Annotated in this window: 25 protein-coding genes; 19 read left to right on the top strand and 6 right to left on the bottom strand. The window is 70.9% G+C overall.

Annotated features, from left to right (window positions below; genetic code table 11):
- The first annotated feature begins 266 nt into the window (after window positions 1–266).
- The 9 genes from infA to truA all read left to right on the top strand — a co-directional run bounded on the left by infA (window position 267) and on the right by truA (window position 5,145).
- On the top strand, window positions 267–488 hold the full coding sequence (infA, locus tag Q5425_RS00130; protein WP_004558881.1) for a translation initiation factor IF-1: 222 nt from the start codon (window positions 267–269) through the stop codon (window positions 486–488).
- Between the two features lie 37 nt (window positions 489–525).
- Window positions 526–639, top strand: coding sequence for a 50S ribosomal protein L36 (gene rpmJ / locus Q5425_RS00125; RefSeq protein ID WP_004558882.1), 114 nt, complete (start codon window positions 526–528; stop codon window positions 637–639).
- Window positions 640–844: 205 nt separating this feature from the next.
- Complete coding sequence (gene rpsM / locus Q5425_RS00120) at window positions 845–1,225, top strand: 30S ribosomal protein S13 (protein ID WP_034285908.1); 381 nt, start codon at window positions 845–847, stop codon at window positions 1,223–1,225.
- Window positions 1,222–1,407 carry a hypothetical protein gene (locus tag Q5425_RS00115; protein WP_004558884.1) on the top strand — a complete coding sequence of 62 codons (186 nt, stop codon included), beginning with the start codon at window positions 1,222–1,224 and terminating at the stop codon, window positions 1,405–1,407. Before rpsM ends, Q5425_RS00115 begins: the two co-directional genes overlap by 4 nt.
- An 18-nt stretch (window positions 1,408–1,425) precedes the next feature.
- Window positions 1,426–1,833, top strand: coding sequence for a 30S ribosomal protein S11 (rpsK, locus tag Q5425_RS00110; protein ID WP_004558885.1), 408 nt, complete (start codon window positions 1,426–1,428; stop codon window positions 1,831–1,833).
- 23 nt (window positions 1,834–1,856) lie between these two features.
- Window positions 1,857–2,462 carry a 30S ribosomal protein S4 gene (gene rpsD, locus Q5425_RS00105; RefSeq protein WP_308669964.1) on the top strand — a complete coding sequence of 202 codons (606 nt, stop codon included), beginning with the start codon at window positions 1,857–1,859 and terminating at the stop codon, window positions 2,460–2,462.
- Window positions 2,463–2,568: 106 nt separating this feature from the next.
- Entirely contained in the window at window positions 2,569–3,642 is a 1,074-nt protein-coding gene (locus Q5425_RS00100) for a DNA-directed RNA polymerase subunit alpha (protein ID WP_308669963.1), read from the top strand.
- Window positions 3,643–3,686: 44 nt separating this feature from the next.
- On the top strand, window positions 3,687–4,241 hold the full coding sequence (gene rplQ, locus Q5425_RS00095) for a 50S ribosomal protein L17 (protein WP_308669962.1): 555 nt from the start codon (window positions 3,687–3,689) through the stop codon (window positions 4,239–4,241).
- 73 nt (window positions 4,242–4,314) lie between these two features.
- The gene (gene truA / locus Q5425_RS00090) at window positions 4,315–5,145 is read left to right on the top strand and encodes a tRNA pseudouridine(38-40) synthase TruA (RefSeq protein ID WP_308670277.1); all 831 of its coding nucleotides are present in this window, start codon (window positions 4,315–4,317) and stop codon (window positions 5,143–5,145) included.
- A gap of 53 nt (window positions 5,146–5,198) precedes the next feature.
- Here the strand turns inward: truA and Q5425_RS00085 are convergent, their stop codons facing one another.
- Both Q5425_RS00085 and eccE read right to left on the bottom strand, forming a co-directional pair.
- Window positions 5,199–5,918 (bottom strand): hypothetical protein, encoded by a 720-nt coding sequence (locus Q5425_RS00085; protein WP_308669961.1) that lies wholly within the window; start codon window positions 5,916–5,918, stop codon window positions 5,199–5,201.
- Window positions 5,915–7,150 (bottom strand): type VII secretion protein EccE, encoded by a 1,236-nt coding sequence (gene eccE, locus Q5425_RS00080; RefSeq protein ID WP_396135111.1) that lies wholly within the window; start codon window positions 7,148–7,150, stop codon window positions 5,915–5,917. Before eccE ends, Q5425_RS00085 begins: the two co-directional genes overlap by 4 nt.
- 600 nt (window positions 7,151–7,750) lie before the next feature.
- Between eccE and eccB the strand changes: the two genes are divergently transcribed.
- From eccB to Q5425_RS00065, 3 genes are all read left to right on the top strand, one after another.
- Window positions 7,751–9,382 carry a type VII secretion protein EccB gene (eccB, locus tag Q5425_RS00075; protein WP_308669960.1) on the top strand — a complete coding sequence of 544 codons (1,632 nt, stop codon included), beginning with the start codon at window positions 7,751–7,753 and terminating at the stop codon, window positions 9,380–9,382.
- A 173-nt stretch (window positions 9,383–9,555) separates the two neighbouring features.
- Entirely contained in the window at window positions 9,556–9,888 is a 333-nt protein-coding gene (locus Q5425_RS00070; RefSeq protein WP_308669959.1) for a hypothetical protein, read from the top strand.
- Complete coding sequence (locus Q5425_RS00065; protein WP_308669958.1) at window positions 9,888–10,919, top strand: WXG100 family type VII secretion target; 1,032 nt, start codon at window positions 9,888–9,890, stop codon at window positions 10,917–10,919. Before Q5425_RS00070 ends, Q5425_RS00065 begins: the two co-directional genes overlap by 1 nt.
- 138 nt (window positions 10,920–11,057) lie before the next feature.
- On the opposite strand, the gene Q5425_RS00060 is transcribed toward Q5425_RS00065, so the two are convergent.
- Both Q5425_RS00060 and eccD read right to left on the bottom strand, forming a co-directional pair.
- Window positions 11,058–12,677 carry a S8 family serine peptidase gene (locus Q5425_RS00060; protein ID WP_308669957.1) on the bottom strand — a complete coding sequence of 540 codons (1,620 nt, stop codon included), beginning with the start codon at window positions 12,675–12,677 and terminating at the stop codon, window positions 11,058–11,060.
- 20 nt (window positions 12,678–12,697) lie between these two features.
- Entirely contained in the window at window positions 12,698–14,062 is a 1,365-nt protein-coding gene (gene eccD / locus Q5425_RS00055; RefSeq protein ID WP_308669956.1) for a type VII secretion integral membrane protein EccD, read from the bottom strand.
- Window positions 14,063–14,378: 316 nt separating this feature from the next.
- On the opposite strand from eccD, the gene eccCa reads away from it, so the two are divergent.
- The 4 genes from eccCa (at window position 14,379) to Q5425_RS00030 (ending at window position 21,803) form a co-directional block, all read left to right on the top strand.
- The gene (gene eccCa / locus Q5425_RS00050; RefSeq protein ID WP_308669955.1) at window positions 14,379–18,392 is read left to right on the top strand and encodes a type VII secretion protein EccCa; all 4,014 of its coding nucleotides are present in this window, start codon (window positions 14,379–14,381) and stop codon (window positions 18,390–18,392) included.
- Between the two features lie 109 nt (window positions 18,393–18,501).
- Window positions 18,502–20,502 (top strand): type VII secretion-associated protein, encoded by a 2,001-nt coding sequence (locus tag Q5425_RS00045; RefSeq protein WP_308669954.1) that lies wholly within the window; start codon window positions 18,502–18,504, stop codon window positions 20,500–20,502.
- A gap of 620 nt (window positions 20,503–21,122) precedes the next feature.
- A complete protein-coding gene (locus Q5425_RS00035; RefSeq protein WP_308669952.1) occupies window positions 21,123–21,449 on the top strand; it encodes a WXG100 family type VII secretion target in 327 nt (108 codons plus the stop codon).
- Window positions 21,450–21,509: 60 nt separating this feature from the next.
- Window positions 21,510–21,803: a WXG100 family type VII secretion target gene (locus tag Q5425_RS00030; protein ID WP_308669951.1), complete on the top strand. Its 294-nt coding sequence runs from the start codon at window positions 21,510–21,512 to the stop codon at window positions 21,801–21,803.
- Window positions 21,804–21,912: 109 nt separating this feature from the next.
- Here the strand turns inward: Q5425_RS00030 and Q5425_RS00025 are convergent, their stop codons facing one another.
- Window positions 21,913–22,620, bottom strand: a complete 708-nt coding sequence (locus tag Q5425_RS00025) for a DUF4333 domain-containing protein (RefSeq protein WP_308669950.1) — start codon at window positions 22,618–22,620, stop codon at window positions 21,913–21,915.
- Window positions 22,621–22,649: 29 nt separating this feature from the next.
- Window positions 22,650–23,543: a hypothetical protein gene (locus Q5425_RS00020; protein WP_308669949.1), complete on the bottom strand. Its 894-nt coding sequence runs from the start codon at window positions 23,541–23,543 to the stop codon at window positions 22,650–22,652.
- Window positions 23,544–23,805: 262 nt separating this feature from the next.
- On the opposite strand from Q5425_RS00020, the gene rplM reads away from it, so the two are divergent.
- From rplM to glmM, 3 genes are all read left to right on the top strand, one after another.
- Window positions 23,806–24,258 (top strand): 50S ribosomal protein L13, encoded by a 453-nt coding sequence (rplM, locus tag Q5425_RS00015; RefSeq protein WP_308669948.1) that lies wholly within the window; start codon window positions 23,806–23,808, stop codon window positions 24,256–24,258.
- Between the two features lie 14 nt (window positions 24,259–24,272).
- Window positions 24,273–24,878: a 30S ribosomal protein S9 gene (gene rpsI / locus Q5425_RS00010; RefSeq protein ID WP_308669947.1), complete on the top strand. Its 606-nt coding sequence runs from the start codon at window positions 24,273–24,275 to the stop codon at window positions 24,876–24,878.
- A gap of 189 nt (window positions 24,879–25,067) precedes the next feature.
- The gene (gene glmM, locus Q5425_RS00005) at window positions 25,068–26,402 is read left to right on the top strand and encodes a phosphoglucosamine mutase (protein WP_308669946.1); all 1,335 of its coding nucleotides are present in this window, start codon (window positions 25,068–25,070) and stop codon (window positions 26,400–26,402) included.
- Window positions 26,403–26,455 lie beyond the last annotated feature (53 nt).

Genomic DNA, 26,455 nt, shown 5'->3' with positions numbered 1-26,455 from the left:
CTGCGCATTCACCCACAAGCGGTGATCGCCATCACGTCCACCTGCACGTTCCTTTAGCATGGTCACCCCCGGTTTGGGGGTCGCGACACGACCTGCGTACACTGTCAAGTCGGCGCACTTATCGCGCCCGGATCCTGCGCGCTCGTGAATTCACGGTCTTGGGAGCCGGGCACCGGTGTGCCACGCAACACCCCAACCCCGGCACTAGTGCTCGGATTGATCATGGTGTGGCGACAGACGCTTGCTGACAAGGAAATGCGGAGGACATGGCGAAGAAAGACGGGGCCATCGAGGTCGAAGGCCGCGTAGTCGAGCCGCTCCCCAACGCGATGTTCCGCGTCGAGTTGGAGAACGGCCACAAGGTCCTGGCTCACATCAGCGGCAAGATGCGGCAGCACTACATCCGCATCCTGCCGGAGGACAGGGTTGTCGTGGAGCTTTCGCCCTACGACCTCTCTCGTGGTCGCATCGTCTACCGCTACAAGTGATCACGAAGAGCGGCTCAACAGCAGGAGAGCAGAAGACGTGAAGGTCCAGCCGAGCGTCAAGAAGATCTGCGACAAGTGCAAGGTGATCCGCCGTCACGGCCGGATCATGGTGATCTGCGAGAACCTGCGGCACAAGCAGCGGCAGGGCTGATCACCCGCACTCGAGCAGAGCGGATTGACGGCTACACAACCTCCCCGCACCTGCCGGGTCACGCGAGTGAGCCGGTTCACCCCCGGGCTTCAGGCCGGGGCCGGGACACCCGAAGCGCAAGCCGAGGGCACGACAGGCGAGTCGGTCCCGGAACCGGACGGGGAGCAGACCTGAAGATGAAACCGAAGAAGGAGCATCAACGCCAATGGCACGACTCGCTGGCGTAGACCTCCCCCGCGAAAAGCGGCTGGAGATCGCGCTTACCTACATCTACGGCATCGGCCGTACCCGCTCGAAGCAGCTCATCAAGGCTGCCGAGCTCAACGCGGACACCCGCGTCAAGGACCTCAGCGATGACGACCTCGCGAAGCTGCGTGTGTACATCGAAGAGAACTTCAAGGTCGAGGGTGACCTTCGCCGTGAGGTGAACGCCGACATCCGTCGGAAGATCGAGATCGGGTGCTACGAGGGCCTTCGCTGGCGCCGCGGACTTCCCGTCCGTGGTCAGCGCACGAAGACCAACGCCCGTACCCGCAAGGGTCCGAAGAAGACGGTCGCCGGCAAGAAGAAGGCTGGCAAGAAGTGAGCGTCCAGGGCAAGAAGGTCGTGCAGATGGGTGGCGTTCACCGCCGCGGCTCGGCTTGTGTCTCGCCCAAGGCGCTCTACGCCCGCCCGATGGCGCTCCGCAACCTGTACACCGACGCCGGTTCGATCATCCGGCGCGGACAGGCCGAAGCGGTCGCCGCTCACCAAGAGAACGCGCGCTAACAGGAGATCCCTCACAACATGCCACCGAAGTCTCGTACTGCGGCCGGGGCCAAGAAGGTCCGCCGCAAGGAAAAGAAGAATGTTGCGCACGGTCACGCGCACATCAAGAGCACCTTCAACAACACCATCGTCTCGATCACGGACCCGACCGGTGCCGTGATCGCGTGGGCGTCGAGTGGGCACGTGGGCTTCAAGGGCTCGCGCAAGTCCACCCCGTTCGCCGCGCAGATGGCCGCCGAGAACGCTGCTCGCAAGGCCGCCGAACACGGCATGAAGAAGGTCGACGTCTTCGTGAAGGGCCCGGGTTCGGGCCGCGAGACGGCGATCCGCTCGCTGCAGGCGGCCGGCCTCGAGGTCGGCACCATCCAGGACGTGACCCCGCAGCCTCACAACGGCTGCCGCCCGCCCAAGCGGCGCCGGGTCTGAGGAACGGGGAGGAGTAAGAAGAAATGGCTCGTTACACCGGCCCCGCGACGCGTATTTCGCGTCGCCTCAAGGTTGACCTCATCGGCGGCGACCAGGCTTTCGAGCGTCGCCCCTACCCGCCGGGCCAGCACGGCCGCGGGCGCATCAAGGAGTCCGAGTACCTCCTGCAGTCGCAGGAGAAGCAGAAGGCTCGCTACACCTACGGCGTTCTCGAGCGTCAGTTCGTCCGGTACTACAAGGAAGCCGTCCGGCGTCCCGGCAAGACCGGTGAGAACCTGCTGCAGATCCTCGAGTCCCGCCTGGACAACGTGATCTACCGCGCCGGCATCGCCCGCACCCGCCGTCAGGCGCGTCAGCTGGTGAGCCACGGCCACTTCCTGGTCAACGGCCAGAAGGTGAACGTCCCGTCGTTCCAGGTCACCAAGTGGGACATCATCGACGTGCGGCCGAAGTCGTTCTCGATGCTGCCCTTCGTCGTGGCCAAGGAGTCCTTCGGCGACCGCCCGATCCCGGCGTGGCTGCAGGTCGTCCAGTCCAACCTCCGCGTGCTGGTCCACCAGCTCCCGGAGCGTGCGCAGATCGACGTTCCGGTTCAGGAACAGCTGATCGTCGAGCTCTACTCGAAGTAGTCCGGCCCCGGTCGGAATACGGGCGGCGGCGCAACAGGTGCGCCGCCGCCGCGCCATCCCTTCGACGTCATATGGCGGGCGTCGTCTGGAAAGGAATTAGGAAGAAATGCTGATTTCCCAGCGGCCGGCTCTCGGCGAAGAGACGGTCAACGAGACCCGCTCCCGGTTCACCATCGAACCGCTGGAGCCCGGCTTCGGCTACACGCTCGGCAACTCGCTGCGTCGTACGCTGCTGTCGTCCATCCCGGGCGCGGCCGTGACGAGCATCCGCATCGACGGCGTGCTGCACGAATTCACCACCGTTCCCGGGGTGAAGGAAGACGTCACCGACGTCATCCTGAACCTCAAGGAGCTCGTGGTGTCCTCGGAAGAGGACGAGCCGGTCACCATGTACCTGCGCAAGCAGGGCCCCGGTGAGGTCACGGCGGCCGACATCGTGCCGCCGGCGGGTGTCACCGTGCACAACCCGGACCTGCACATCGCGTCGCTGAACGGCAAGGGCAAGCTCGAGATCGAGCTCGTCGTCGAGCGCGGCCGCGGTTACGTTCCGGCCCTGCAGAACAAGCAGGCGGGCGCGGAGATCGGCCGGATCCCGGTCGACTCGATCTACTCGCCGGTGCTCAAGGTGACCTACAAGGTCGAGGCCACCCGTGTCGAGCAGCGCACCGACTTCGACAAGCTGATCCTGGACGTCGAGACCAAGCCGTCGATCACGCCGCGCGACGCGGTCGCGTCGGCCGGTAAGACGCTGGTGGAGCTGTTCGGTCTCGCTCGCGAGCTGAACGTCGACGCCGAGGGCATCGAGATCGGCCCGTCGCCGCAGGAGGCGGACACCATCGCCGCCTACGCGATGCCGATCGAGGACCTGGACCTCACCGTCCGGTCGTACAACTGCCTCAAGCGCGAAGGCATCCACACGGTGGGCGAGCTCGTCTCGCGCAGCGAGGCGGACCTGCTCGACATCCGCAACTTCGGCGCCAAGTCGATCGACGAGGTCAAGCTCAAGCTCGTCGGCCTCGGTCTCGCGCTGAAGGACAGCCCGCCCGGGTTCGACCCGACCGCGGCGGCCGCCAGCTACGACGGTGAAGGCTGGTCGGAGGGTGTCGGTGGCATCGCCGACGGGATTTCGGACGGCCACCACGACGATGGCCAGGACTACGCAGAGACCGAGCAGCTCTAGGGCTCTGTGCCTGGACGCTGCGAGCTGAACTAGTAGGAGAACCAATGCCCACCCCTACCAAGGGAGCCCGGCTCGGCGGGTCGTCCGCGCACGAGCGGCTGATCCTGGCCAACTTGGCCACGCAGCTGTTCGAGCACGGCAAGATCACGACCACCGAGGCGAAGGCCCGCCGGGTCCGCCCGCTGGCCGAGAAGCTGATCACGAAGGCGAAGCGGGGCGACCTGCACAACCGCCGTCAGGTGCAGAAGGTCGTCCGTGACAAGGACGTCGTGCACAAGCTGTTCGCCGAGATCGGTCCGCACTTCGCGGAGCGCGCTGGTGGCTACACCCGGATCACCAAGACGATGGCGCGCAAGGGCGACAACGCCGCCATGGCCGTCATCGAGCTGGTGGCCGAGAAGACCGTGACGTCCGAGGCCGAGCGGGCTCGCAAGACGAAGTTCGCCAAGGACGAGAAGGCCGCCGCTCCGGTTGCCGAGGAGACCACCACCGAGGCTCCGGCCGAGGAGGAGGCTCCCGCTGCCGAGGAGGCCAAGGCCGAGGAGACCACCGAGGCTCCGGCTTCGGAGGAGACCGACGCCGACGCCAAGAAGGACTGACGTCCTGACGGCCGATTCGACACCGGACGAGCCCGCCACTCCCCTCGGGGAGGGCGGGCTCGTCCGTCTGCGCCTGGACGTCTCCTACGACGGCACGGACTTCTCGGGCTGGGCCCGGCAGCCGGGCCGCCGGACGGTCCAGGGCGTCCTGGAGGAGGCCCTGCAGCGGCAGCCACCGGGAGCTTCGGTGCCGAAGTCCGTGGTCGTGGCGGGCCGCACGGACGCCGGGGTGCACGCGACTGGCCAGGTCGTCCACGTCGACGTCGTGCCCCTTTCGGCACCTTCGGGCCGGATCCCGGTCTCTCCGGAGGGCATCCCGGACCTGGGCCGGATGGCGGGCCGCTGGAACCGTCTCCTGCCGGGCGATGTGCGCGTGCTGGGTGCGCGGGTCGCCCCGGAGGGGTTCGACGCGCGGTTCTCGGCGATCCGCCGTCACTACCGCTACCGGGTCTCGGACGCCCCGTGGGGCGTGGACCCGCTGCGCCGCCACGACACGCTGGCGTGGAACCGTCCACTGTCGACGGACGCGATGAACGCGGCGGCGGCCGAGCTGCTCGGCCTGCACGACTTCGCGGCGTACTGCAAGCAGCGCGAGACGGGCACGACGATCCGCGAGCTGCAGCGCCTGGAGTGGGAGCGGGTGGACGATCACCTGCTGGAGGTCCGGGTCTCGGCCGACGCGTTCTGCCACTCGATGGTCCGCAGCCTGGTCGGCGTCCTGCTCCTGGTGGGCGACGGCCGCCGCACCGACGGGTGGCCGTCGAAGGTGCTGGAGAGCGGCATCCGCGACAGCGCGGTCGCCCCGGCCCACGGCCTTACCCTGCTCGGCGTGGACTACCCGCCGGACGCGGACCTGGCCGCCCGTGCGGAGCAAACCCGCAACGTCCGCACCTCACCGTCGTGAGTGGTAAAGCGGGTTAGAACCCGCCTTACCACTCACGACAAGCCGCGGCAGACTCAGTCGCCGCGGCGGACCGGGCCGAGGAGCTGCTGCTCCTTGCCCGTCGTGACCAAGCGAAGCGGCCGCCACAGGTTCCGGCCCAAGGCCACCACCTGGTCGTCCTTCAACGTCGTCAGCTGGCGCATCATCTGGGGCGGCAGGCGCCAGATGCGGGCCGCCAGTTCGGCCTGGCCGGCCGGGAGGCGCTGCATCAGCACCAGGTCCGCCGCGTTGGCCGTCGCGCCCGCCTGCGGGTGCAGGTACGGGAGCACGTACACCGTCGTCTGCCAGGGCGATCGGGGCGGGAACAGGTCCTGCGGGGTCGGGCCGCCGTCGGTGACCACCAGCAGCGGCGCGTCCTCCGACGGCCGGGGCAGCTCGACCGGGGACAGGCGGCGGATCTGCACCAGCGGTGACGGCCGCCCGTCGCGGCTGCCGGCCGCCCGGGCAAGCACCTGCCACTCCGTCGGGCGCCCGGTTGCGACCACAACCCACGCGCCGACCGCCATCGCGCGCATGGCCACCTGGCGGGCCAGGTAGAGTCCGCCCACCAGCACGATGCGGGTGGGGGTCGAGCGCAGCGCCGAGATCGTCAGCGGCTCGCCCTTCAGGCCCGAGCCGAGCACGATGCCGCCGCGGTCACCCGAGGGGCTGATCGCGTCGAGCATCGCCGGATCCACCGTGAACTCCGGTGCGACACCGCTGTTCTGCCCGGCGTCGCGGACGCGCGAACTCATGCTGTTCCTCCGATCGGCAGCGTCGCGGCGAACGCGGAAACCTGCAGGCCGCGCAGCGGCGTCAGGTCGACGCCCAGCCGCTCGGACAGCCCGTGCAGCCGCTGGTCGGCGGCGTCGAGCTCACGCGGGTTCCGCGCGCTCACCCGGACCACGCCGCGCAGCCCGATCTTGCCTTCGTCGGACGCCGGGGAAATCGACATCGCGAGCGTCGCCGACAGCGCGCGGACGCTCGTCAGCGCGTTCAAGCTGCTGGTGACCTTGCCCTTCGGCCAGCCGGTGATCGCGTAGCTCGCGTGCCCGATCCCGGCCGCGGTCACGCCGGACCAGCGTTCCTGCAGCGTCACCTTGCTCGGCGAGCCGGCGACGGAGGTCAGCTCCGCGGCCGAAATGCTCGCGCGCAGCAGCTCGTCCGGGTCGAGCGGCCGGGTCGGCACGCCCTGGGACTCCAGCGCGTTGCGCACCCGCGACAGCGCGCCGATCAACGCGCGGTGGGCGCCGACAACGCCGCCGCCGCGCTCCCGGATCGCCGCCGGGCACCGCTTCGGGTCGAGCCGGATCGCCACCCACGTCGTCCGCCGCGCCGCCGCCGGCAGCGGTCCGAGCACCTCCATGTAGGAGCTGAGCGCCGGCGAGTCCGACGGCAGCGCCGCGCTGCCCGGGTAGCAATGCCAGATCATCTGGATCGAGTCGAGGACCACCCCGCGGTCCTCGAGGCAGGGCGCGAGCGCCGACAGCGGCAGGCTCGGCGCCCCGTCGGCCTGGGTGATCAGCGCCGGGGCCGGCTCGACGAGCAGCACCGCCGTCCACGTGCCGTCGTTCCACGCGAGCCCGACCTGCTGGCGCTCGTGGTCGACGCCGTGCGCCACGACGAGGTCCGGCACGGCGATGCGCAGCAGGTTGACGCGGGCGTCGTCGGGGCCGGTGACCGTGGTTTCTTCGGCGGCCATGGCTTCGACGGTGCTCGGCGGTAGCGGGGTCGCGACCCGGTCGTGCGAGCGGAAGGTGTAGCGCAGCGTCAGGCCGACCCACTGGGTGAACCAGCGGCCGCGCCAGCGCAGCAGCGCGACGATGAGGGCGAAGCCGACGATGCCGATCGCGACGTACTTCAGCGACATGTCGATCGCGAGCAGCACCAGGCCGATCGCGAGGCCGACTTCGAGCACGACGAGGTTGGCCACGGGCAGCGGGCCGAGGGTGACGCCGGAGGAGCGCCGGCGCGCGGGCGGAGCCACCCGGGCCGGGCCGGGCGGGGGAGTGGCGGAACCGCTGTCGTCCGGCCCCTGGGGACCGCCGGGGCCACTACCGGGACCACCCGGGCCACCGCCACCGGGTCCACCAGGACCACCAGGACCACCGCCGCCGGGACCACCGGGTCCGCCAGGACCACCCGGGCCGCTGGGACCACCAGGCCGCCCGCCGGGTCCACCGGGACCCGGACCGCCAGGACCGCGCGGAGGCATCCCAGGGCCGCCGGGTCCACCGGGACCGCCACCGGGTCCGCCGGGACCACCCGGGCCGCCGGGAACGCCACCGGGCCCGCCAGGGCCGCCGGGAACGCCACCAGGGCCACCGGGACCACCGGGTCTGCCCGGCCGCGGCGGCGGGCCCGGCGGACGGCCACCGGGGGGCGGGGGCCCGGGCGGGCCAGGCGGACGTGGAGGAGTGGTGACGGACATCCGCGCTTTCTCTTCCCCTCGTGCTTGCTGCGTACCCGGAAGCCGGGTCCCGGGGTGCCCGAGACTAGCTTGAGTTGGTAGAAACCCCACACCAGACGGTCCCCGTACGGCTATCCTGCGGAACCGTACCGCGACGGGGAGAGCTGTAGGTCGAGAATGCCATCAACACCCACGACTAAGTCTCAGGTCCAGGCGTATCAGTTCGTCCTACGGCGGATGCAGTCGGCGCTGGTCCGGCGGGACGCCGTGATGCTGCACGACCCGATGCGCACCCACACGAGGGCCACCATCGTGGGGGTCGTGCTGGGCGCGCTCGGCATGATCGTCTTCGTCGTCTGGGGGCTGCTCAGCCCGGCGCCGTCCGTGCCCGAGGCCGGGAACATCGTGATCGGCGAGCAGTCCGGCACCGTCTACGTCGTGACGGGCAACCCGAAGAAGCTGATCCCGACCTTCAACCTCGCCTCCGCGCGCCTTTTGCTGCTGGCGCAGCAGAAGCAGCCGAGCGCGGGCGCCGGCGGCGCGACCGCGGCGCCCGCCGCCGCCCCGGCGAGCCCGGCGAGTGTGAAGAATCCCACGGTCGTTTCCGATGAGCAGCTGAAGGACATTCCGCGCGACAAACTCACCGGAATTCCGGACGGCCCGCAGCTGATCCCGTCGGATTCGCAGCGCATTTCCCCCAATTGGGCGGTCTGCGACCAGGTTCAGCTCGAACCGTCGTTGCCGAACCCCGACACGGGCCGGACGAACACCTACGTTTTCGGCGGGATCGCGCCCGGTGGCCTCGGTACCGAGCTGGGCGAGAACGAGGCGCTGCTGGCGAAGGCCGACAACGGGAAGACCTACCTGGTCTACCGGCTCCCGAGTTCCCGGAACCGGCCGAACGCGAACACCGTGCGCGCCGAGATCGACGTCGACAACCCGAACGACGCCGTCCGGACGGCGCTGCAGCTGCCGCCGGCGCCGCGGAAGATCACGCAGGGGCTGCTGAACGCGATCCCCGAGGTCGCCAAGCTGAGCCCGCCGAAGATCGCGAACGGCCCGGCCCCGGCGGACTTCGACGGCCTCACCGCGGGCGACGTCTTCGCCACGCAGCAGGCCGGCGAGACGACGCTGAACTACTGGGCGATCACCACGGGCGGCATCCAGCGGGTGTCCAACGCCGTCGCCGACATCATCCGCGTCGCGAAGAACGGCAGCTCCGGCAAGATCCAGACGCTGGGCCTCGACAAGCTCGCCGGCGTGCACACGCTGCAGCCCACCGACCCCGACTACATCCCGGTCGACGACTTCCCGCGCTCGGTCCCGACGGTCCTCGACGCGACGAAGAACTCGTCGGTCGCGTGCCTGGGCTGGTCGCTGGTCGGGTCCGGCCCGGACCAGGACGCGCACACGTCGGTGTACGTCGACACGCAGCTGCCCGGCCAGAAGAGCACCGGCGACAAGTTCACCCCGATGACGGTGACCACGCCGGGCCCGAACCGGGTGCCGCTCAACGGTTTTTACCTCAAGCCCGGGTTCGCCGCGGTGGTCCAGTCCGCCACCGGCAAGGCCAGCTTCGGCAAGGGCCAGATCCAGCTGATCTCCGACCGGGGTGTCCGCTACAGCGTCCCGGACGCGCAGACCGCGGACGCGATCGGCCTGAACAACCGCCAGCCCGCGCCCGAGTCGATCATCGGGTTGCTGCCGACCGGGGCGTCGCTGAACACCCAGGACGTGCTGCGGCAGTTCGACGCGGTGCCGATCGACCCGAACGCCGGCACGTACCCGACCCCGCCGCCGGGGAACTGACGCTTCCGGGGGTCCGGGTGGCGCAGCCCCCGGCCCGAGGCGAAGCCTCGGTTGAACACTGACGCTTCCGGGGGTCCGGGTGGCGCAGCCCCCGGCCCGAGGCGAAGCCTCGGTTGAACACTGAGCGGAACCGCCGGCGCGCGGCGGGCGTCCCACGCTCGAAGGTCTTTCTCGTGAGCGGAGGTGCCGTGGCCGGCTTGAGGATGGACGGCGTCGTCGTCGCCCGGTACGCCGAGACGGCCGACGCCGCCGCGGACGACCTGGACGCGGCGGCGGCCGAGGTCGGTGGCGACGTCACCGCGGAGTCCTACGGGGCGTTGGGGGCGCAGATCGGCCTCGGGGAGTCGTACGGCCGCGCGGCCGGGGCGTTGCGGCGGCAGCTGGCCGACGGCGCCGAGGCGCTGCGCTCGGCCGCGGAGGCGCTGCGGCAGGTGACGGTCCGCCACGGCGGGCAGGACGCGGAAGCCGCGGAGCTGATCAAGCGGGCCGGGAGGCTCGACCGGTGATGGCCGAGAGCTCGACCGAGTCGATTCCGCACCCGCTCGCGGCCGCGGTGCCCGTGCCCGCGGGCGAGGACATCACCGCGGCGGCCGAGCCGTACCTGGCGTACCTCACGGACCTCGCGCGGCAGCTCGGCGTGATCGACCCCGTCGAGACGTACTTCCGCCCGCTGATCGGCCGCTGGGCCGACCTCGGTGCCGAAGCGGACCGCCTGCGCCAGGCCGCCTCGGTCGCGGCCGGGGTTTCGGCGCGCCTGGACGACCAGCTCGGCCGGCTCGACGCGGGCTGGGAGGGCAAGGACGCGGACTCGTTCGTCGTCTACATCCGCGAGATCGGCGCGGCGGGCGGCGACCTCCGTGAAGCGCTCGACACCCTCGCCGGCGCGCTGGACGAGATGGTGACGACGCTCCGCCACGTGGTCGTCGACCTCGTCGAGGTGCTGGTGGACGCGGCGGAGCTGACGTCGGAGACGATGCTGCTCCCGAGCGGCGGCACCAAACGCGCGCGGGCGCAGCTGCAGGAGACGCAGGACTCGGCGAAGGCGCTGTACGAGACCGCGCGCGACGTCATGGAGGCGTTCGACCGGCTGTGCGCCGGCGTCGACGAGCCCGACGCGGCCGCCCGCACCATCGAGATCCGGCACCGGTACCCGCAGGACGGCTTCAAGCTGCACGACGACGCCCTCAACGAAGCGGGCGAGCAGACCGCCACCGACGCCACGGCTCCGTCTTCGGCTCCGGCCGACGAGGTCATGACACCGTCGTCGGCCGACGGCCCGGCGGAGGGCAAGCACACCGGCGCCGGCACCGTCGACCCAGAGCCGCCCGCGGAGCAGGACCACAGCTCATCGGGCGGCGTCCCGATGATGCCGATGATGGGTTTCGGCGCCTTCGGCACGGGCGGCCAGGCCCGCCGCCCGTCGAAAACGCGCCCGATGACGAAGTCGTCGGACCTGCTCGGCGAGCCCGGCCTGGTGGCCCCGCCGGTGATCGGCGAGGACGAGGACCCGCAGCAGAAAAAACCACCCGCGAAGTGACGTGTCCCAAGGGGCATCACCCGTGATCAGAGAGGAATCACGCGTGATTGAAGGGGCATTACGCCGATGCCCCTCCAATCACGGGTGATGCCCGTCCAGACACGCGTGATGCCCCTCCAGACACGGGTGATGCCCGTGTCAGCGGCGCGAAGTGTCGGTTTCGGCGGGGCGGTTGCGGCGGATCGTGTGCACGACGAACAACGTGATCAGCAGCGCCAGCACGCCGCCCGCCGTGCCGGCCAGTGCCACGATCATCGGGGTCGAGCTGTGGTTGTTGGCCGGGGGGAGCTGGGCCATCTGCGGGGCCGGGATCGGGGCCTGGTTGCCCACCTCCGACGGCAGGACCTGGGTCAGCGCCGCCACCGGGTCGATGACGCCGTAGCCGACGAAGTTGTCGCGCCCGCCCGGGGCCGCCGGGTGCTGGGCCGTCTCCTTGATCCGGTTGATGATGCCCTTGGCGTCGAGCTGCGGGTACTTCGCCTTGACCAGCGCCGCCAGGCCCGCCACGTACGGTGCCGCGAAGCTCGTGCCCTGGATTTCGCTGGCCTTGTCGCCGTTCTCGAACGTCAGGTTCGCCAGGCTGCTGGAGCCCTCGGCGGGGTCGAGCGAGATGATCCTCGTGCCGGGCGCGGCGACGCCGACCCACGGGCCGTGCACGCTGAACGGCGCCACGCTGCCGAACTCGTCGATCGCCCCGACCGACAGCACGTCGTCGGCGAACCACGGGGGCGTGACGATCGTCTTGGGCTTCCGCGCGTCCGGCTGGTCGTTCTGCGGGCACGTGTCCGTCGCGTTGCCGGCGGCGGCGACGATCACGATGCCGGCCTTCGCCGCGAAGTGCACCGCCGCCTGGACCTGCTGCTCGCCTTCGGTGATCGACCCGGTGGCCGGGCGGCAGTTGTCCACCGACATGTTGATGACGTCGGCCTCGTGCCGGTCGGCGATGCCGCGGATGATCTCGGCCAGCGTCTTCAGCGTGCCCGCGGTGCCCGCCTTCTCCAGCTGACGGCCGCCGTTGGACTGCCCGGGCGAGGTCCGGTCGCCTTCACCGCTGCCGCCACCGCCCGGCGGCAGCTCCGTGCTGGACCCGCTCGGCGGGTTCGTGCTCGACGACGGCGCGCCTCCGCCGGTGCTGCTCGCCGGCGGGGTCGCGGTCGACGTGTCGGGCTCGTAGTTCTCGCTGAGCTGGCGGTAGGACACGATCGTCGCGTCGGGCGCGACGCCGACGAACCCGACTTCCGGGTTGTCCGGCTTCGCCCCGATGATCCCGGCGACCTCGGTGCCGTGGCCGTCGCAGTCCTCGAGCCCCGGGGGCTGGCCCTTGGTCGGCGTGGCCACGTAGTCGCCGCCGGACTTGATCCGGTCCTGGAACCACGGGTGCCGCGTGACGCCGGTGTCGATCACCGCGACCCGGACGCCGCCGCCGGCGCTGCCCGTTGCCGCCTTGACGATGTCCTGGGCCTTGGAGATCTGCAGGTACTCCTGGCCCCACGGCCGGTTCTTGATCTCGATGTTCTGGCCGAGGGTGCTGCGCTGCACGCAGCCCTTCGTCTGCTTGTACCTCTTGTCGGGCTGGCGCGAGTCCGGGATCAGCTTGCTGTCGTCGACCGGCGGCGGGGTCGCGAAGTAACCGTCGGCCGGGGTGGCCTGCGCCCACGCCGGCACCGCGAGCGTCAGCGGCGACAGGAGGCCGATCGTGCCGGCCAGCAGGGCCGTGGTGGTGCGTCGCGGGGCGCCGGAACGCCGTGCTGCTGCCATCGGAGATCCACCCGATCCGGTCACTTGAAGTTCAGGTGCCGCAGGGTGGTGTAGAGGTCCATCACACCGAGGGCGAGGGGGAGCACGGAGGCGATGCAGATCGCTTCGATGATCTCCACGGTCCGCCGCAGCGGCGGCGAGAACCGCTGGTTCGGGAAGATCACGCCGACGACGAGCGCGCCCGCGGCGAGCAGGAGCAGCAGGCCGAAGACGTAGAGCAGGCGGTTCTGGGCGCTCGCCGAGACCAGCCAGCCGACGGCGATCCCGGTGGCCGAGACCAGGCCGGTGGTGAGCAGCGCGATCGCCTGGCTGCCGTTGGCGTACGCGCGGGCGCGCAGCAGCAGGACGAGCGTCGCGACGACGCCGAGGATGATCCCGAACGACCCGGGCGCGGTGGCGGCGATGATCGCGGAGATCGCCACCGTGGCACCGCAGCCGACCATCAGGCCGGTCATGTAGTTGTGCGCGACCGCCGTGCGGCGCTCGATCGCGCGGTAGTCGGGGAAGCCGGAGTCTTCCTTCAGCTCTTCGGCGTTGCTCGGGACGTGCGGCAGCGGCAGCTTCGCGAGCCAGATCGTGGCGCGCGGCAGGATCGAGATGCAGGCGAGGGCGACCGCGACCGTGCCGGCCGCGATCCCGGCCGCCGGGTGCGCGACGAGCGTGCCGAACAGGAAGGCCAGCGCGCCGAAGGTGCCCGCGGTGGCCGCCGCGATGAACGTCGTGATGCCGGCGCCGATGACCATGATGCAGACCGAGGCGACGATGATCACCAGGACCGCGCCGAGGAGCAGGTTCGCCCGCAGGGACAGGCCGGGCACGATGTAGAAGCCGCTGACGAAGGCGAGCGGCAGGCCGCCGGCCGCGGCGATCAGCACGCCGGTCGGCTCGGCCTGGTAGCCCTTGGCGAGCGTCGCGCCGATCGCGACGCAGGCGATCGCGCCGATGCCGCCGGCGATGGCCGCGCCCAGCGCGCTCCCGCCGTAGAACGAGCCGCTCATGAACAGCGCGACGGCGGCGGCGAACAGCGCCAGCCCGCCCGCGACGTGCCCGAAGCGGTTCGCCGTCTCCTTGGTCCACGGGCGGAAGCTGTCCGGGGACGACTCCGCGATCGCGTCGACGACGTCGTCGTACAGCGGCGGCGGCGGATTTTCGTTGCGCTTGCGCAGCTGGAGCAGCTCGCCGTCGACCACACCGAGCGAAGCCAGCGTGCGGCTCGGGTCGAGCGGGGCGTCCCCGAGCTTCGCCAGCGCCCAGCCGCCGTGGCGGGCCCCGCCGTCCGGCGAGGTCTCCTTGGCCATGTCCAGCAGCATCGGCAGCAGGTCGGCCACCGCGACGTCGGCGGGCAGCGCCACGTCGATCCGGGTGGACGGCGCGACGACCGTCACCCTGCTGAATACTGTCGTGCCCGTAGCCACTGCACTGCCCCCGCTCGGTTGATACTGCTCCCGGGGGAACTTATACCGAACCCCGGCGCGGGCATCATCGAACGTCCGAAAATCACCGCCAATCGCCGCTCGCGGACCACACGCCGCGATTACTGTCGGTGGACCGCCGTACACTCGCCAGGCGAGGTCAGGACCGGGTTCACGAGGGCGTTACGGCATCCGCCGGAATTCCACCGCGGCGTTCGATAGGTTGTTCCGCGCACCTTGCGCACCAAAGCGGTGGCCGCCATCGTCGAGTTTGAAGAGGGGTCCTTCGATGAGCACGCTGCAGTTCAAGAAGTCGCCGCGGCTGGCGGCACCGCGCCCGCCGGGCGGCGAGGTGCACCTCGAGCCGCCGCCCGAGGTGCCCCGGGTCATCCCCGGCAACATCGTCATGAAGGCGCTGCCGATCGTCATGATCTTCGCGTCGATCGGGATGATGGTCTTCATGTTCACCGCCAGCGGGCGGAACCCGATGATGATGGCCATGGGCGGCATGATGGTCGTCGGGACGCTCGGGATGATGGCGGGCGGTGGCGGCAAGGGCGGCGGCGCCAAGCGCGCCGAGATGGACGAGGACCGCAAGGACTACCTGCGTTACCTGGGCCAGATGCGCGACCGCGCCCGCGAGGCGATGGTCGACCAGCGCGCCGCTCTGGAATGGGTGCACCCCGACCCCCAGTCCCTCTGGTCGCTGGCCGCCAGCCGCCGCATGTGGGAACGCCGCCAGAACGACCAGGACTTCCTGCACCTGCGCGTCGGGCGCAGCTCGCACCGCCTCGCGACGCGGCTGGTCCCGCCGCAGACCGGGCCGGTCGACGAGCTCGAGCCGATCGCCACCCTCGCGCTGCGCCGGTTCGTGCGCGCGCACTCGATCGTGCCGGACCTGCCGACCCAGATCACCCTCCGCGGGTTCGCCGCGGTCAGCATGCAGGGCGACCGCGCGCTGACCCGCGGCCTCACCCGCGCGATGCTCGCGCAGCTGGTTTCCTTCCACAGCCCCGACGACGTGCTGATCGCGGTGGCCACCGCGGGCCGGGCGAAGGAGGAGTGGGAGTGGGCGAAGTGGCTGCCGCACGCCCAGCACCCCACGCTGTCCGACGGCATCGGCCAGCTCCGCATGATGGCCGGTTCGCTGGCCCAGATCGAAGACTGGCTCGACGAAGAGCTGCGTGACCGCCAGCGCTTCTCCCGCAACGCCACCCCGGCCCCCGACCAGCCGCACGTCGTGATCATCATCGACGACGCCGAGGTCACCCGGGAAGAGCAGATCGTGCTCGAGGAAGGCTTGGTCGGCGTCACGCTGATCGACCTGTCCGACTCCCTCGGCAACCTCGCCGCCCGCCGCGGCCTCCGGCTGGTCGTCGAGGCCGACCGGCTGGGTGCCCGCAGCGCCGGCGGCGTCGAGTGGTTCGGCCGCCCGGACACGCTCAGCCTGGTCGAGACCGAGTCGCTGGCCCGGCTCATCGCGCCGTACCGCGTCGGCGGTGCCGCGGGCCAGGACGTCGGCGACGAAGAGCCGCTGCTGTCGAACCCGTCGCTGCTGGAGCTGCTCGGCATCCCGGGCGACCCGATGACCTTCGACGTCCAGCAGGCGTGGCGGCCGCGGCCGATCCGCGACCGCTACCGCGTCCCGTTCGGCGTCGGCGAATACGGCCAGCCGGTCGAGCTGGACATCAAGGAAGCCGCCGCCGAAGGCATGGGCCCGCACGGCCTCTGCATCGGCGCGACCGGTTCCGGTAAGTCGGAGTTCCTCCGCACCCTGGTGCTGGGCCTGCTGTCCACGCACTCGTCGAGCACGCTGAACTTCGTCCTCGTCGACTTCAAGGGTGGCGCGACGTTCATGGGCCTGGACAAGGCCCCGCACGTCTCCGCGGTGATCACCAACCTCGCGGACGAGGTCACGCTGGTCGACCGCATGAAGGACGCGCTGGCCGGCGAGATGAACCGCCGCCAGGAAGCGCTGAAGAACGGCGGCAACTTCAAGAACGTCTGGGAGTACGAGAAAGCGCGCGAAAACGGCGCCGACCTCGACCCGCTGCCCGCGCTGTTCATCGTCTGCGACGAGTTTTCCGAGCTGTTGTCGGCGAAGCCGGACTTCATCGACCTGTTCGTCGCCATCGGCCGGCTGGGCCGGTCGCTGCAGATGCACATGCTGCTGGCTTCGCAGCGCCTGGAGGAAGGCAAGCTGCGCGGCCTGGACTCGCACCTGTCGTACCGGATCGGCCTGAAGACGTTCTCGGCGGCGGAGTCCCGCGCCGCGATCGGCGTGCCGGACGCGTTCGAGCTGCCGTCGGTCCCCGGTGGCGGCTACCTCAAGTACGACACGTCGACCCTGGTGCGGTTCAAGGCGTCCTACGTCTCGGGCCCGTACCGGCCGGCCGGGCTCAAGGCGGCGGGCCCGGCGGCGACCGTGGTCCGCGCGGACAAGCGGCCGCAGCTGTTCGTCCCGGACTTCGTCGAGCTGCCGAAGGAACCGGAGCCGCAGTTCGTCGAGGCGGCACCGAAGGAAGAGCAGCGCCAGCCCGAAGAGGCGGTCGAACCCAGCGAGCTCGACGTCATCGTGTCGCGCCTGGTCGGCCAGGGCCCGCCGGCGCACGAGGTGTGGCTGCCGCCGCTGAAGGACCCGAACTCGCTCGACACCCTGCTGCCCAACCTGAACCCGACCGACGACCGCGGCCTGTCCCCGGTGGGCTTCTTCGGCAACGGGCGGCTGCAGGTGCCGCTGGGCATCATCGACCGGCCGTACGAGCAGCGCCGCGACCCGCTCTGGGCCGACTTCTCCGGTGCGGCGGGCCACGGCGTGATCGTCGGCGGCCCGCAGACCGGCAAGTCGACGATGCTGCGGACGCTGATCATGTCGATGGCGCTGACGCACACGCCGGAAGAGGCGCAGTTCTACTGCCTCGACCTCGGTGGTGGCACCCTGGCGGGGCTTGCCGACCTGCCGCACGTGGGTGGCGTCGCGGTCGCGCGGCGCGAGCCGGACAAGGCGCGGCGGATCGTGGCCGAGCTGACCACCCTGCTCACCGAGCGGGAAGGCCGGTTCGGGGCGATGGGCATCGACTCGATGACCGAGTTCCGCAACCGCAGGCGCCGCGGGGAGATCCGGCCGGAGCAGGACGCGTTCGGCGACGCGTTCCTGGTCGTCGACAACTGGCGCGCCCTGCGCGACGACTTCGAAGAGCTCGAGACCACGATCACCCGGCTCGCCACGCAGGGTCTGTCCTACGGCGTGCACGTGATCATCGCCGCCAACCGGTGGGCCGACATCCGCCCGGCAATCAAGGACATGCTGGGCACCCGGTTCGAGCTGCGCCTCGGTGACCCGACCGAGTCCGACATCGACCGGCGCGTCGCGGTGAACGTCCCCGCCGGGCGGCCGGGCCGGGGCCTGACCCGGGAGAAGCTGCACATGCTGGGCGGCCTCCCGCGGATCGACGGCTCCAGCGACCCGGAGACGATCGCGGCCGGCGTGGCCGACGCGGTGGCGAAGATCAAGGGCGCGTGGCGCGGCCGGGTCGCGCCGCAGGTCCGCCTGCTGCCGGAGATGATCACCTACGAGGACGTGCTCGCCCTCGACACCGCGCGGAATTCCAAGCTCATCCCGATCGGCGTCAACGAAGAGGACCTGCAGCCGATCTACCTCGACTTCAACGCCGAACCGCACTTCTACGCCTTCGCCGACGGCGAGTCGGGCAAAACGAACCTGCTGCGGCAGATCGCCCGGGGCATCTCGGAGCGCTACACCGCCAAGGAAGCGCTCATCCTGCTGGTCGACTACCGGCGCACGATGCTCGGCTTCGTCCAGGGCGACTCGCTGCTGGGGTACGCGGTCTCGGCCGCGCAGCTGGAGAGCATGGTCGGCGACGTCTTCAACTCGATGACGCGGCGCCTGCCGGGCCCCGACGTCACCCAGGAGCAGCTGAAGACGCGGTCCTGGTGGAAGGGCCCGGAGCTGTTCATCCTCGTCGACGACTACGACCTGGTGGCCACGTCGACGAACAACCCGCTGCGGAAGATCTCCGACTTCCTGCCCCAAGCCAAGGACGTCGGCCTGCACCTGATCGTCGTGCGGCGCACCGGTGGCGCGAGCAAGGCGATGTACGACCCGATCATCGGCAAGCTCAAGGAGATCGCGGCCCCGGGCCTGGTGATGAACGGTTCCCGCGACGAGGGTGCGCTGGTCGGCAACATCAAGGCGAGCGCGATGCCGCCGGGCCGGGGCAACATGCTGACCCGGAAGAACGGCAAGCAGCTCATCCAGGTGTCGTGGATCCAGCCCGACTGACGACGGCGGCGGGGCGTGCTCCCGGCGGGGTGGGTAGGTTCCTCCCCGAGGGCGCGTCCCGTCGGCCGGGCGCGGGAAACGCACACTGCGTCGTTCTTGGGAGCTGCTGGTGACGGTCCGGGTTGCGGTGGACTTCGGGACATCGAGCACCTGTGTCGTCGCCTCGGTGAACGGGCGCGAACCGCAGGTCGTGGTGATCGACGGCCAGCCGCTGATGTCCTCGGCGGTGTACGCGGCGGCGGACGGCACGCTGTTCGTCGGCCAGGAGGCCGAGCGGCAGGCGGCGGTCGACCCGTCGCGGTACGAGCCGCACCCGAAGCGGCGGATCGACGAGGGCGAACTGCTGCTCGGCGAGAACGTCCTGCGGGTGACCGACGTCGTGCACGCCGTGCTGGACCGCGCGGTGTCCGAGGCGCGCCGCCTGGCCGGTGACGCCGAGGTCGACCTGCTGGTCCTGACCCACCCGGCGGACTGGGGCGCGATCCGCACCCGGCTGCTGCGGCAGGCCGCCGGCGGGCTGGCGCGCGAGGTTGCGCTGGTGCCCGAGCCGGTTGCGGCGGCGGTGTACCACGCGGCGACGTTCGCGCCGCAGGACGTGACGAACGACCGCACCGTCGAGTTCAGCGGCCGCCCCGGCGACGCGCTCGCGGTGCTGGACCTCGGCGGCGGCACGGTCGACGTCAGCGTGGTCCGGCGGCTGCCGCCGGACACCGCGCGGGACCGGGCCGGCCGTCCGCAGCGCGGTGGTTTCCAGGTGCTCGCCGCCCGGGGCGATCCGGGCTTCGGCGGCGCGGACATCGACCAGGCGCTGCTGGAGCACGTCGGTTCCCTGGTGTCCGCGGCCGATCCGGACGCCTGGCGCGAGCTCGTCGAAGGCCGCGAGCTGGCCGACCGCCGCCGCCGCCGCGTGCTGCGCCAGGACGTGCGGGGCGCGAAGGAAACGTTGTCGCGGCACGCCTACACCGATGTGCCGATGCCGCCGCCGTTCGCCGACGCGCACGTCACGCGCGAGGACCTCGAGCGGCTGATCGCGGCCCCGCTGGGCCGCGCCGTCGAGCTGACGGTCGCGGCGATCGGCGACGCCGGTCTGCGGCCGAAGCAGCTCACGGCCATCTTCCTGGTCGGCGGGTCGAGCCGGATCCCGATGATTTCGCGGCTGGTGCACGAACGCACCGGTGTGGTGCCGACGAGCCTCGACCAGCCCGAGACGGTCGTCGCGCGCGGGGCGCTGCGGGCGGTGCTGGTGGACCCGGACCGCACCGGCGCGCTGCCCGGCGAAGCGATGGCGCGGCTGGGGGCGTCACCGGGCGGTGCCGTCGGTCCGGCGGCGCAGCGCACCGAGGTCGTCCGGCCCGGCGACATCGCCCCGCGTCCCGGTGACGCGGGCCGTCGCCCGGCACCGCCGCGGACGCCGGCCCCGTCCGGTCCTGCCGGGTTCCCGAACCGCGCGGCCCCGCCGCCGTCGCCGCCCCACGGGCAGCCGGCGGCCCGGCCGTGGACCCCGCCCGCCGGCCGTCCGGCGCAGGGCGGCCCGGCCGGCAACCGCCCCGCCGCGCAGCCGGAACGGAAGAGCCGCGGAAAGCGCTGGTGGATCGCCGGCGGGGGGGTGGCCCTGGTGGCCGCGCTCGTCGTCACCGGGATCTTCGTGTTCCAGTCGGGGGAGACCGGCCGGACACTTTCGCAGTACGACTTCAAGTTCATCGCGCCGGAGGACTGGGTCCAGACCGACGACCGGGTGGCCGACCGGCAGGTCGTCATCCACCCGCAGGAATCCCGCGACGGCAACGACCTCCTGGTCGCGCAGGAGATCGTGATGGACTACGACGCGACCGCGGAGCCGCAGAAGCTGGTCGACGAGCTCAAGCGCATCGCGGAAGAGAAGCCGGACCGCTGGAGCGCGTTCACCCCGAACCTGTCCTACGCCGGCAAGACCGTGATCGGGTACCACGAAGTCAAGCCGGGCCGGGCCGATCTCCAGGTCGACTGGTACGTCGTGGCGAAGGGCCGGGTCCGCGTCCACATCGGCTGCCAGTACGCCACGGCCCCGCTGCGCGACCGGGTCGGTGCCGCCTGCGTGCAGGCCGTGCGCACGGTCGAAATCCTCAACTGAGAGGAGGGCACGCGGTGCCGTCCGAAGAATTCGAAAGCGCCGCGGCGTCCTTCAGGCGGATCGGGCAGGACGCGGTGACGCACGCGCGTCGCGTCGCCGGCACCGCGAAGGCGCGCAACCAGCGGCACCACAGCGAAAACGCCGATCTCCTGAAGCGAAGCGGGCGCGGCGCGAAGTCCGGTGATCCGACACCGGGCACCCTGCGCGCGGCCGCCGAACGGTTCCGCCGGGCTCGGGGGCTCTCGGTTCCGGTTGTTCACGATCCGGTTCCTTCGCGTTCGCAACCTCCGGCCCGGGCCCCTCGATCGGGTGACGACGACGAAGACTTTTCCCAGATGCGAATCATGAACCGCGATCGGTGAGTTCGCGCGGCCGATGGCTGTGTGCGCGTGCTAATCCTGCTGGTGGAGAACGTTTTTCCGGGTGCTGCGCCGTCAGTTCGGTGCGGCCGCGGGACACCTGCGGCGACCGGTTCCCGGTGCGGGCGTTAACGCAAGCAACTACTTCCGGGCAAACCACGACAAGGGGGAACCGGACGTGGCAATGTCTGCGTCGTAGGGCCGTACGAACGAACGAGCTTGGTTACGGCCAATCATCACTTCACAGAAGGGGGTCCCGGCATGAGCGGCGGGCCTGGTTTTCAAGGGACAGTTGCCCAGTTCACCGATGCCGAAGGCAAGGTGACCGAGGTTCGGGCGCAGATGGACCAGAACCTCTCGACGCTGCGCGACCGCATCGAGGCCACCCGTGCCGGCTGGCAGGGTGACGCGCAGAAGGCGTTCGACCACGTGATGCTGCGCTTCGACGAAGACGCCCGTGGTATGAACCAGGCGCTTCAGCGCATCGGTGAACTGCTGCGCGAGGCCGGCTCCAAGTACGAGCGCTCCGAGCAGCAGCAGCAGGAGATCCTCGGGGCCGTGAACCGCGGCTTCGACGCCCTCGGCTGATCTCCACCCTGAACTTTCTCTTCACCCACCAAATCTTCCTCAGCACAAAAGGAGCACGTCATGCCTGATGGCGCCGGCATTGTCGTCAATTACGCCACCATCCGCGCGGCAGCGGACGACTGCACGTCGACCGGTAACGAGCTGCAGCAGGCGTTCGACCGCCTGCAGGACGACCTCCGTCCGCTGGTCACCACCTGGACCGGTTCCGCGAAGGAGCAGTACGACCAGGCCCAGCGGAAGTGGAACGAGAAGTTCGAGGACCTGAAGCAGGTTCTGGCGCAGATCGCCGCCGCCCTGCCGCAGATCGCCGACGGTTACCAGCAGACCGACAGCGCCGTCGAAGGCCTGTTCTGAGCCGGTAGCCCCGGAAACCACGGCGGGCCCGCACTCCGGTGCGGGGCCCGCCGTTTTCTGTTGACGGCTCGGCTGTTACCCGGCAAGGAAAAACCCGGCAAGGAAAAGCTCAGTGCGGGGCGCCGACCTCGTACTCGGGCCGGTCGTTGAGCACCCGCACCGTCACCTTCTTCGGCTGCCCGCCGATGGTCACCGTGCAGTCGAACGTCGTCCCGTTCTGCGCGGCTTCGTTCGCCGGGCACTGCGCGTTCTTCACGTCGGGCTCGCCGTAGTGCTCGTTCAGGACCTTCACCACACCGTCCTGAAGGGACTGTCGCTCCAGGACGTCCCCGCGGAACGCGCCCAGCAGCCACGCGGCCCCGCCGCCGACGGCGAGCACCAGGACCGCGGCGACGGCGATCAGCAACGGCTTCTTCGGCTTCTTCCCCGGCTCCGCGGCGAACGCACCGAGACCCCCGTACTGCGCCGGCTGGAACCCGCCGCCGTACTGCTGCGGTTGCTGCTGCCCGTGGCCGGGCGTCACCGGCGGCTGCTGCTGCGGTGCCGGCCCGGACGGCGGCTGCCAGGGCCCGCTGCCCGGCTGTCCCGGCTGCCACGGCCCGGAGAACGAGCCCGACGGCTGCCCCGGGTTCCACGGGCCGGTGTAGGACCCGGTGGCCGGGTCCGCGTGCTGCTGCCACTGCCCGGCGTGCGGGCCGGTCGCCTGCTGCTCGGGCTGCCACCCCGCCGGGGCGCCGGGCGGGTTCGACGGCGGCTGCCACCACTGCTGCGGCTGCTGCGGGTCGGGTGGCTGGGACGGTGGTGACGGTGGCTTCATCGGAGATCACCTCGGGTCATGGTCACGTCTCAGCTGCCCTGCGCTTCGCCGAGCCGCCGGTAGAACTCGTCCATCGCCGCCCGGTCCGGCAGGACCGTGATCTGGCCCGCGTCCGGCAGCTTGGGCATGTCCTGCAGGCTCGCCTTGCCGGTGAACCGGAATTCGTACTTGAGCTCGACCTGGTGGCCGTCGCCGGCGAACTTGGCCTCCATCGCGAAGGAGACGAGGCTGCCGTCCGGGTTCAGCGTGATCGTGGCCGGGACCGCGGCCTTCTTCAGCTCCGGCCCGACCTGGCCGGTGATGCTCGGCGGCAGGATCTCGACCTTGTTCTTGACGAAGATCTCGAACGGCACGTTCACGGTCAGCGCGGTCTTGCCGTCGCCGAGGCTCTTCGCGCCGCGGACCGCGCGCTTGTCGGCCTCGTACGCCTGCACGGCCGAGTCCGCCATCCGGCACGGGGTCAGCACCCCGCCCCAGGCGCACGGCAGGACCAGGCCGCCCTCCGGCTTCGGCATCGACACCCACGCCGTCGGCGAGACGCCCTTCTGCACGTAGACCGGCCCGAGGTAGGTGTACTCGACCGCGCCGTCCGCCGGCGTGTACGTGTCGATGATCTCGTCCGGGTTCTTCTGCGAGCGGTGCCGCACCGCGCGGCTCTCCGGGCTGCCGGTGCGCGCCGACGTCACCGTGCTGTGGATCCACTTGTCGTCGAACTTGAAGTAGGCGTCCAGCGAGTTGGTGACGTCGCGCGTGTCGGTGATGGCGTCGCCGAGCTTGCCGATCACCTGTTCGAACTTGGCCCCGACGTAGTCCGCCGCGTCGTCGCCCTTCGGCAGCGCGGTGCCCGCCTTCGCCTGGCCGCAGGCGCTGACCAGGGCCAGCAGGGCGCCCAGGACGAAGATCGCCGTCGGTCGTTTCCTCATGCCGTCCCCTGCTCGCCTGCTGCCCTCCGGATGGCCCCATCCTCGCGTGTCGCGGCGGCGCGCGTAGGCGCTTCGGCGGGAAAACTCCGGTAGGGTCCCGGCTGCGCCCGGGCCGCCCGGAGCCTAGTATGGGCGCTTCCACCACCCCCCATGCGCGGGTGCGGTGACCGTGGGGGTATCTTCATATGTCGTTGTGCGCTGCGGCGCGTAAGCGCTAGGCCCGCACAGAACCCACACGCAATGTTGACGACGAGGTAGACCCTTGCCCACGTACAGCCCCAAGCCCGGCGACGTCACTCGTGCCTGGCACGTGATCGACGCCGAGGATGTCGTGCTCGGACGGCTGGCGACCGAGGTCGCCACGCTGCTGCGCGGCAAGCACAAGCCGACCTACGCCCCGCACGTGGACACCGGTGACTTCGTCATCATCGTCAACGCCGAGAAGGTCGCGCTCACCGGTAACAAGCGCGAGCAGAAGTTCGCGTACCGGCACAGCGGTTACCCGGGCGGTCTGCGGAAGCGCTCGTTCGGCGAGCTGCTGGACACCAAGCCCGAGCACCTGCTCGAGAAGGTCGTCAAGGGCATGCTGCCGAAGAACAAGCTCGGCCGCGCCCAGGCGAAGAAGCTGAAGGTGTACGCCGGCCCGCAGCACCCGCACGCCGCGCAGCAGCCGCAGGCGCGCGAGATCACCAAGATCGCGCAGGTCGCGCAGTGAGTGAGGAACAGTCTGTGACCAGCACCGAGAACGAGACCCCCGAGGTCGTCGAGGCCCCCGAGGCGACCGAGACCGGCGCCGTCGCGACCAGCGAGACTCCGGCTGAGACCAGCGAAACCCCGGCTGCGACCAGCGAAACCCCCGCTGCGACCAGCGAGACGCCTGCTGCGACCAGCGAGACGCCGGTTGCGACCAGCGAGACCGCCGCCGCGCCGCGCCCGTCGCGGGCCGCCGGTGGCAACGCGCAGACCGTCGGCCGCCGCAAGGAAGCCGTCGTCCGCGTGCGAGTCGTGCCGGGCACCGGTGAGTTCAAGCTCAACGGCCGCACCCTCGAGGAGTACTTCCCGAACAAGGTGCACCAGCAGCTCATCAAGGACCCGCTGGTCCTGGTCGAGAAGCCGGACTCGTTCGACATCTTCGCCAACCTCCACGGTGGCGGCGTCTCGGGTCAGGCGGGCGCGCTGCGCCTGGCGATCGCCCGTGCGCTCATCGAGGTCGACGCCGACGACCGCCCGGCCCTCAAGAAGGCCGGCTTCCTGACCCGTGACGCGCGCGCCACGGAGCGGAAGAAGTACGGCCTCAAGAAGGCCCGCAAGGCCCCGCAGTACAGCAAGCGCTGATCGCGCCCCGAGGCGCGAACCACCGGAGCGCCCATCCGTCCATCGGATGGGCGCTCCGGCGTTTTCCCGGGACTTGTGTTGTCTCCAAAGTGTGGAGCGACTTCACCGGGGTGGGGGAATGCGGTCCGTCAGGGTCGCTAGGTTGTCGTGGTGGTCGCACCGGTGTGACCGCGCAGAGGAGGTCGATCGATGGCACGCCTGTTCGGGACCGACGGGGTTCGTGGCCTGGCCAACGCCGAGCTGACGCCGGAGCTGGCGATGGCGCTGGCGGCCAGCGCCGCCCGGGTGCTCGCCGCGCACGACCGCTCGCACCGGCCGGTCGCGGTCGTCGGCCGTGACCCGCGCGCCAGCGGCGAGATGCTGGAAGCCGCGGTCGTGGCGGGCCTCACGTCCGCCGGGGCCGACGTGCGCCGCGTCGGGGTCCTGCCCACGCCGGCCGTCGCCTACCTGGTCGGTGCGCTCGAGGCCGACCTCGGCGTGATGATCTCCGCGTCGCACAACCCGATGCCCGACAACGGCATCAAGCTCTTCGCCGCGGGCGGGCACAAGCTCCCCGACGGCATCGAGGACGAGATCGAAGCCGGCCTGTCCGCCGACGCCGTCCGCCCGACGGGCGCCGGTGTGGGCCGCGTCACGGACGTCGAAGACGCCCTCGACCGCTACGCCGCCCACCTGCTCGACGCCACGCCGCACCCGCTCGCCGGGCTCAAGGTGGTCGTCGACTGCGCGAACGGCGCCTCGGCGGCCGCCGCGCCCGAGGTCTACCGCCGGGCCGGCGCCGAGGTCGTGGCGCTGCACGCCGACCCGGACGGCATCAACATCAACGACCACTGCGGCTCCAACCACCCGGCGAAGCTGCGCGAGGCGGTCGTCGCCCACGGCGCCGACCTCGGCATCGCGCACGACGGCGACGCCGACCGCTGCGTGGCCGTCGACTCCGCCGGCGAGCTGGTGGACGGCGACCAGATCATGGCGGTGCTGGCGCTCGCGCTGGCCGAGTCCGGCGAGCTGGCCAAGGACACGCTGGTCGCGACCGTGATGAGCAACCTCGGCCTGCACCTGGCGATGAAGGCGCACGGCATCACCGTCGTCACGACCGCGGTGGGCGACCGGTACGTCCTGGAGGAGCTGCGCGCCGGCGGGTTCGCGCTGGGCGGCGAGCAGTCCGGCCACGTCGTGCTGCCGGCCCACGCCACCACCGGCGACGGCCTGCTGACCGCGCTGCGCCTGATGAGCCGCATGGCCGAGACGGGCAAGTCCCTGGCCGACCTGGCCGCCGTGATGAACCGGCTGCCGCAGGTGCTGGTCAACGTCCCGGTCGCGGACAAGGCGGCGGTCGCCGGCTCCGCCGAGGTCCGCGACGCCGTCGGCCAGGTCGAGGCCGAGCTGGGTGAAGAGGGCCGGGTGCTGCTGCGCCCGTCCGGCACCGAGCAGCTGGTCCGGGTGATGGTCGAGGCGCCGGCCCAGTCGACGGCCCAGGCCGCGGCCGACCGGCTGGCCGGAGTCGTTTCCGCGGCTTCCTGATCCTCCCGCAGCCCGTCGTGAGTGGTAACGCGGGTTCTAACCCGCGTTACCAC

Origin of the sequence: Amycolatopsis sp. A133 (assembly GCF_031082405.1) — a bacterium.
Classification (GTDB): Bacteria; Actinomycetota; Actinomycetes; order Mycobacteriales; family Pseudonocardiaceae; genus Amycolatopsis.
The sequence above is the reverse complement of the archived record's forward strand: the minus strand, read 5'-3'. Positions and strand labels throughout refer to the sequence as shown.

Bases quoted from the DNA above. Each gene is read 5' to 3' on its own strand.
- infA (WP_004558881.1), top strand. From the start codon at position 267: ATGGCGAAGAAAGACGGGGCCATCGAGGTCGAAGGCCGCGTAGTCGAG.
- rpsM (WP_034285908.1), top strand. From the start codon at position 845: ATGGCACGACTCGCTGGCGTAGACCTCCCCCGCGAAAAGCGGCTGGAG.
- rpsK (WP_004558885.1), top strand. From the start codon at position 1,426: ATGCCACCGAAGTCTCGTACTGCGGCCGGGGCCAAGAAGGTCCGCCGC.
- rpsD (WP_308669964.1), top strand. From the start codon at position 1,857: ATGGCTCGTTACACCGGCCCCGCGACGCGTATTTCGCGTCGCCTCAAG.
- Q5425_RS00100 (WP_308669963.1), top strand. From the start codon at position 2,569: ATGCTGATTTCCCAGCGGCCGGCTCTCGGCGAAGAGACGGTCAACGAG.
- rplQ (WP_308669962.1), top strand. From the start codon at position 3,687: ATGCCCACCCCTACCAAGGGAGCCCGGCTCGGCGGGTCGTCCGCGCAC.
- Q5425_RS00085 (WP_308669961.1), bottom strand. From the start codon at position 5,918: ATGAGTTCGCGCGTCCGCGACGCCGGGCAGAACAGCGGTGTCGCACCG.
- eccB (WP_308669960.1), top strand. From the start codon at position 7,751: ATGCCATCAACACCCACGACTAAGTCTCAGGTCCAGGCGTATCAGTTC.
- Q5425_RS00065 (WP_308669958.1), top strand. From the start codon at position 9,888: ATGGCCGAGAGCTCGACCGAGTCGATTCCGCACCCGCTCGCGGCCGCG.
- Q5425_RS00060 (WP_308669957.1), bottom strand. From the start codon at position 12,677: ATGGCAGCAGCACGGCGTTCCGGCGCCCCGCGACGCACCACCACGGCC.
- eccCa (WP_308669955.1), top strand. From the start codon at position 14,379: ATGAGCACGCTGCAGTTCAAGAAGTCGCCGCGGCTGGCGGCACCGCGC.
- Q5425_RS00035 (WP_308669952.1), top strand. From the start codon at position 21,123: ATGAGCGGCGGGCCTGGTTTTCAAGGGACAGTTGCCCAGTTCACCGAT.
- Q5425_RS00030 (WP_308669951.1), top strand. From the start codon at position 21,510: ATGCCTGATGGCGCCGGCATTGTCGTCAATTACGCCACCATCCGCGCG.
- Q5425_RS00025 (WP_308669950.1), bottom strand. From the start codon at position 22,620: ATGAAGCCACCGTCACCACCGTCCCAGCCACCCGACCCGCAGCAGCCG.
- Q5425_RS00020 (WP_308669949.1), bottom strand. From the start codon at position 23,543: ATGAGGAAACGACCGACGGCGATCTTCGTCCTGGGCGCCCTGCTGGCC.
- glmM (WP_308669946.1), top strand. From the start codon at position 25,068: ATGGCACGCCTGTTCGGGACCGACGGGGTTCGTGGCCTGGCCAACGCC.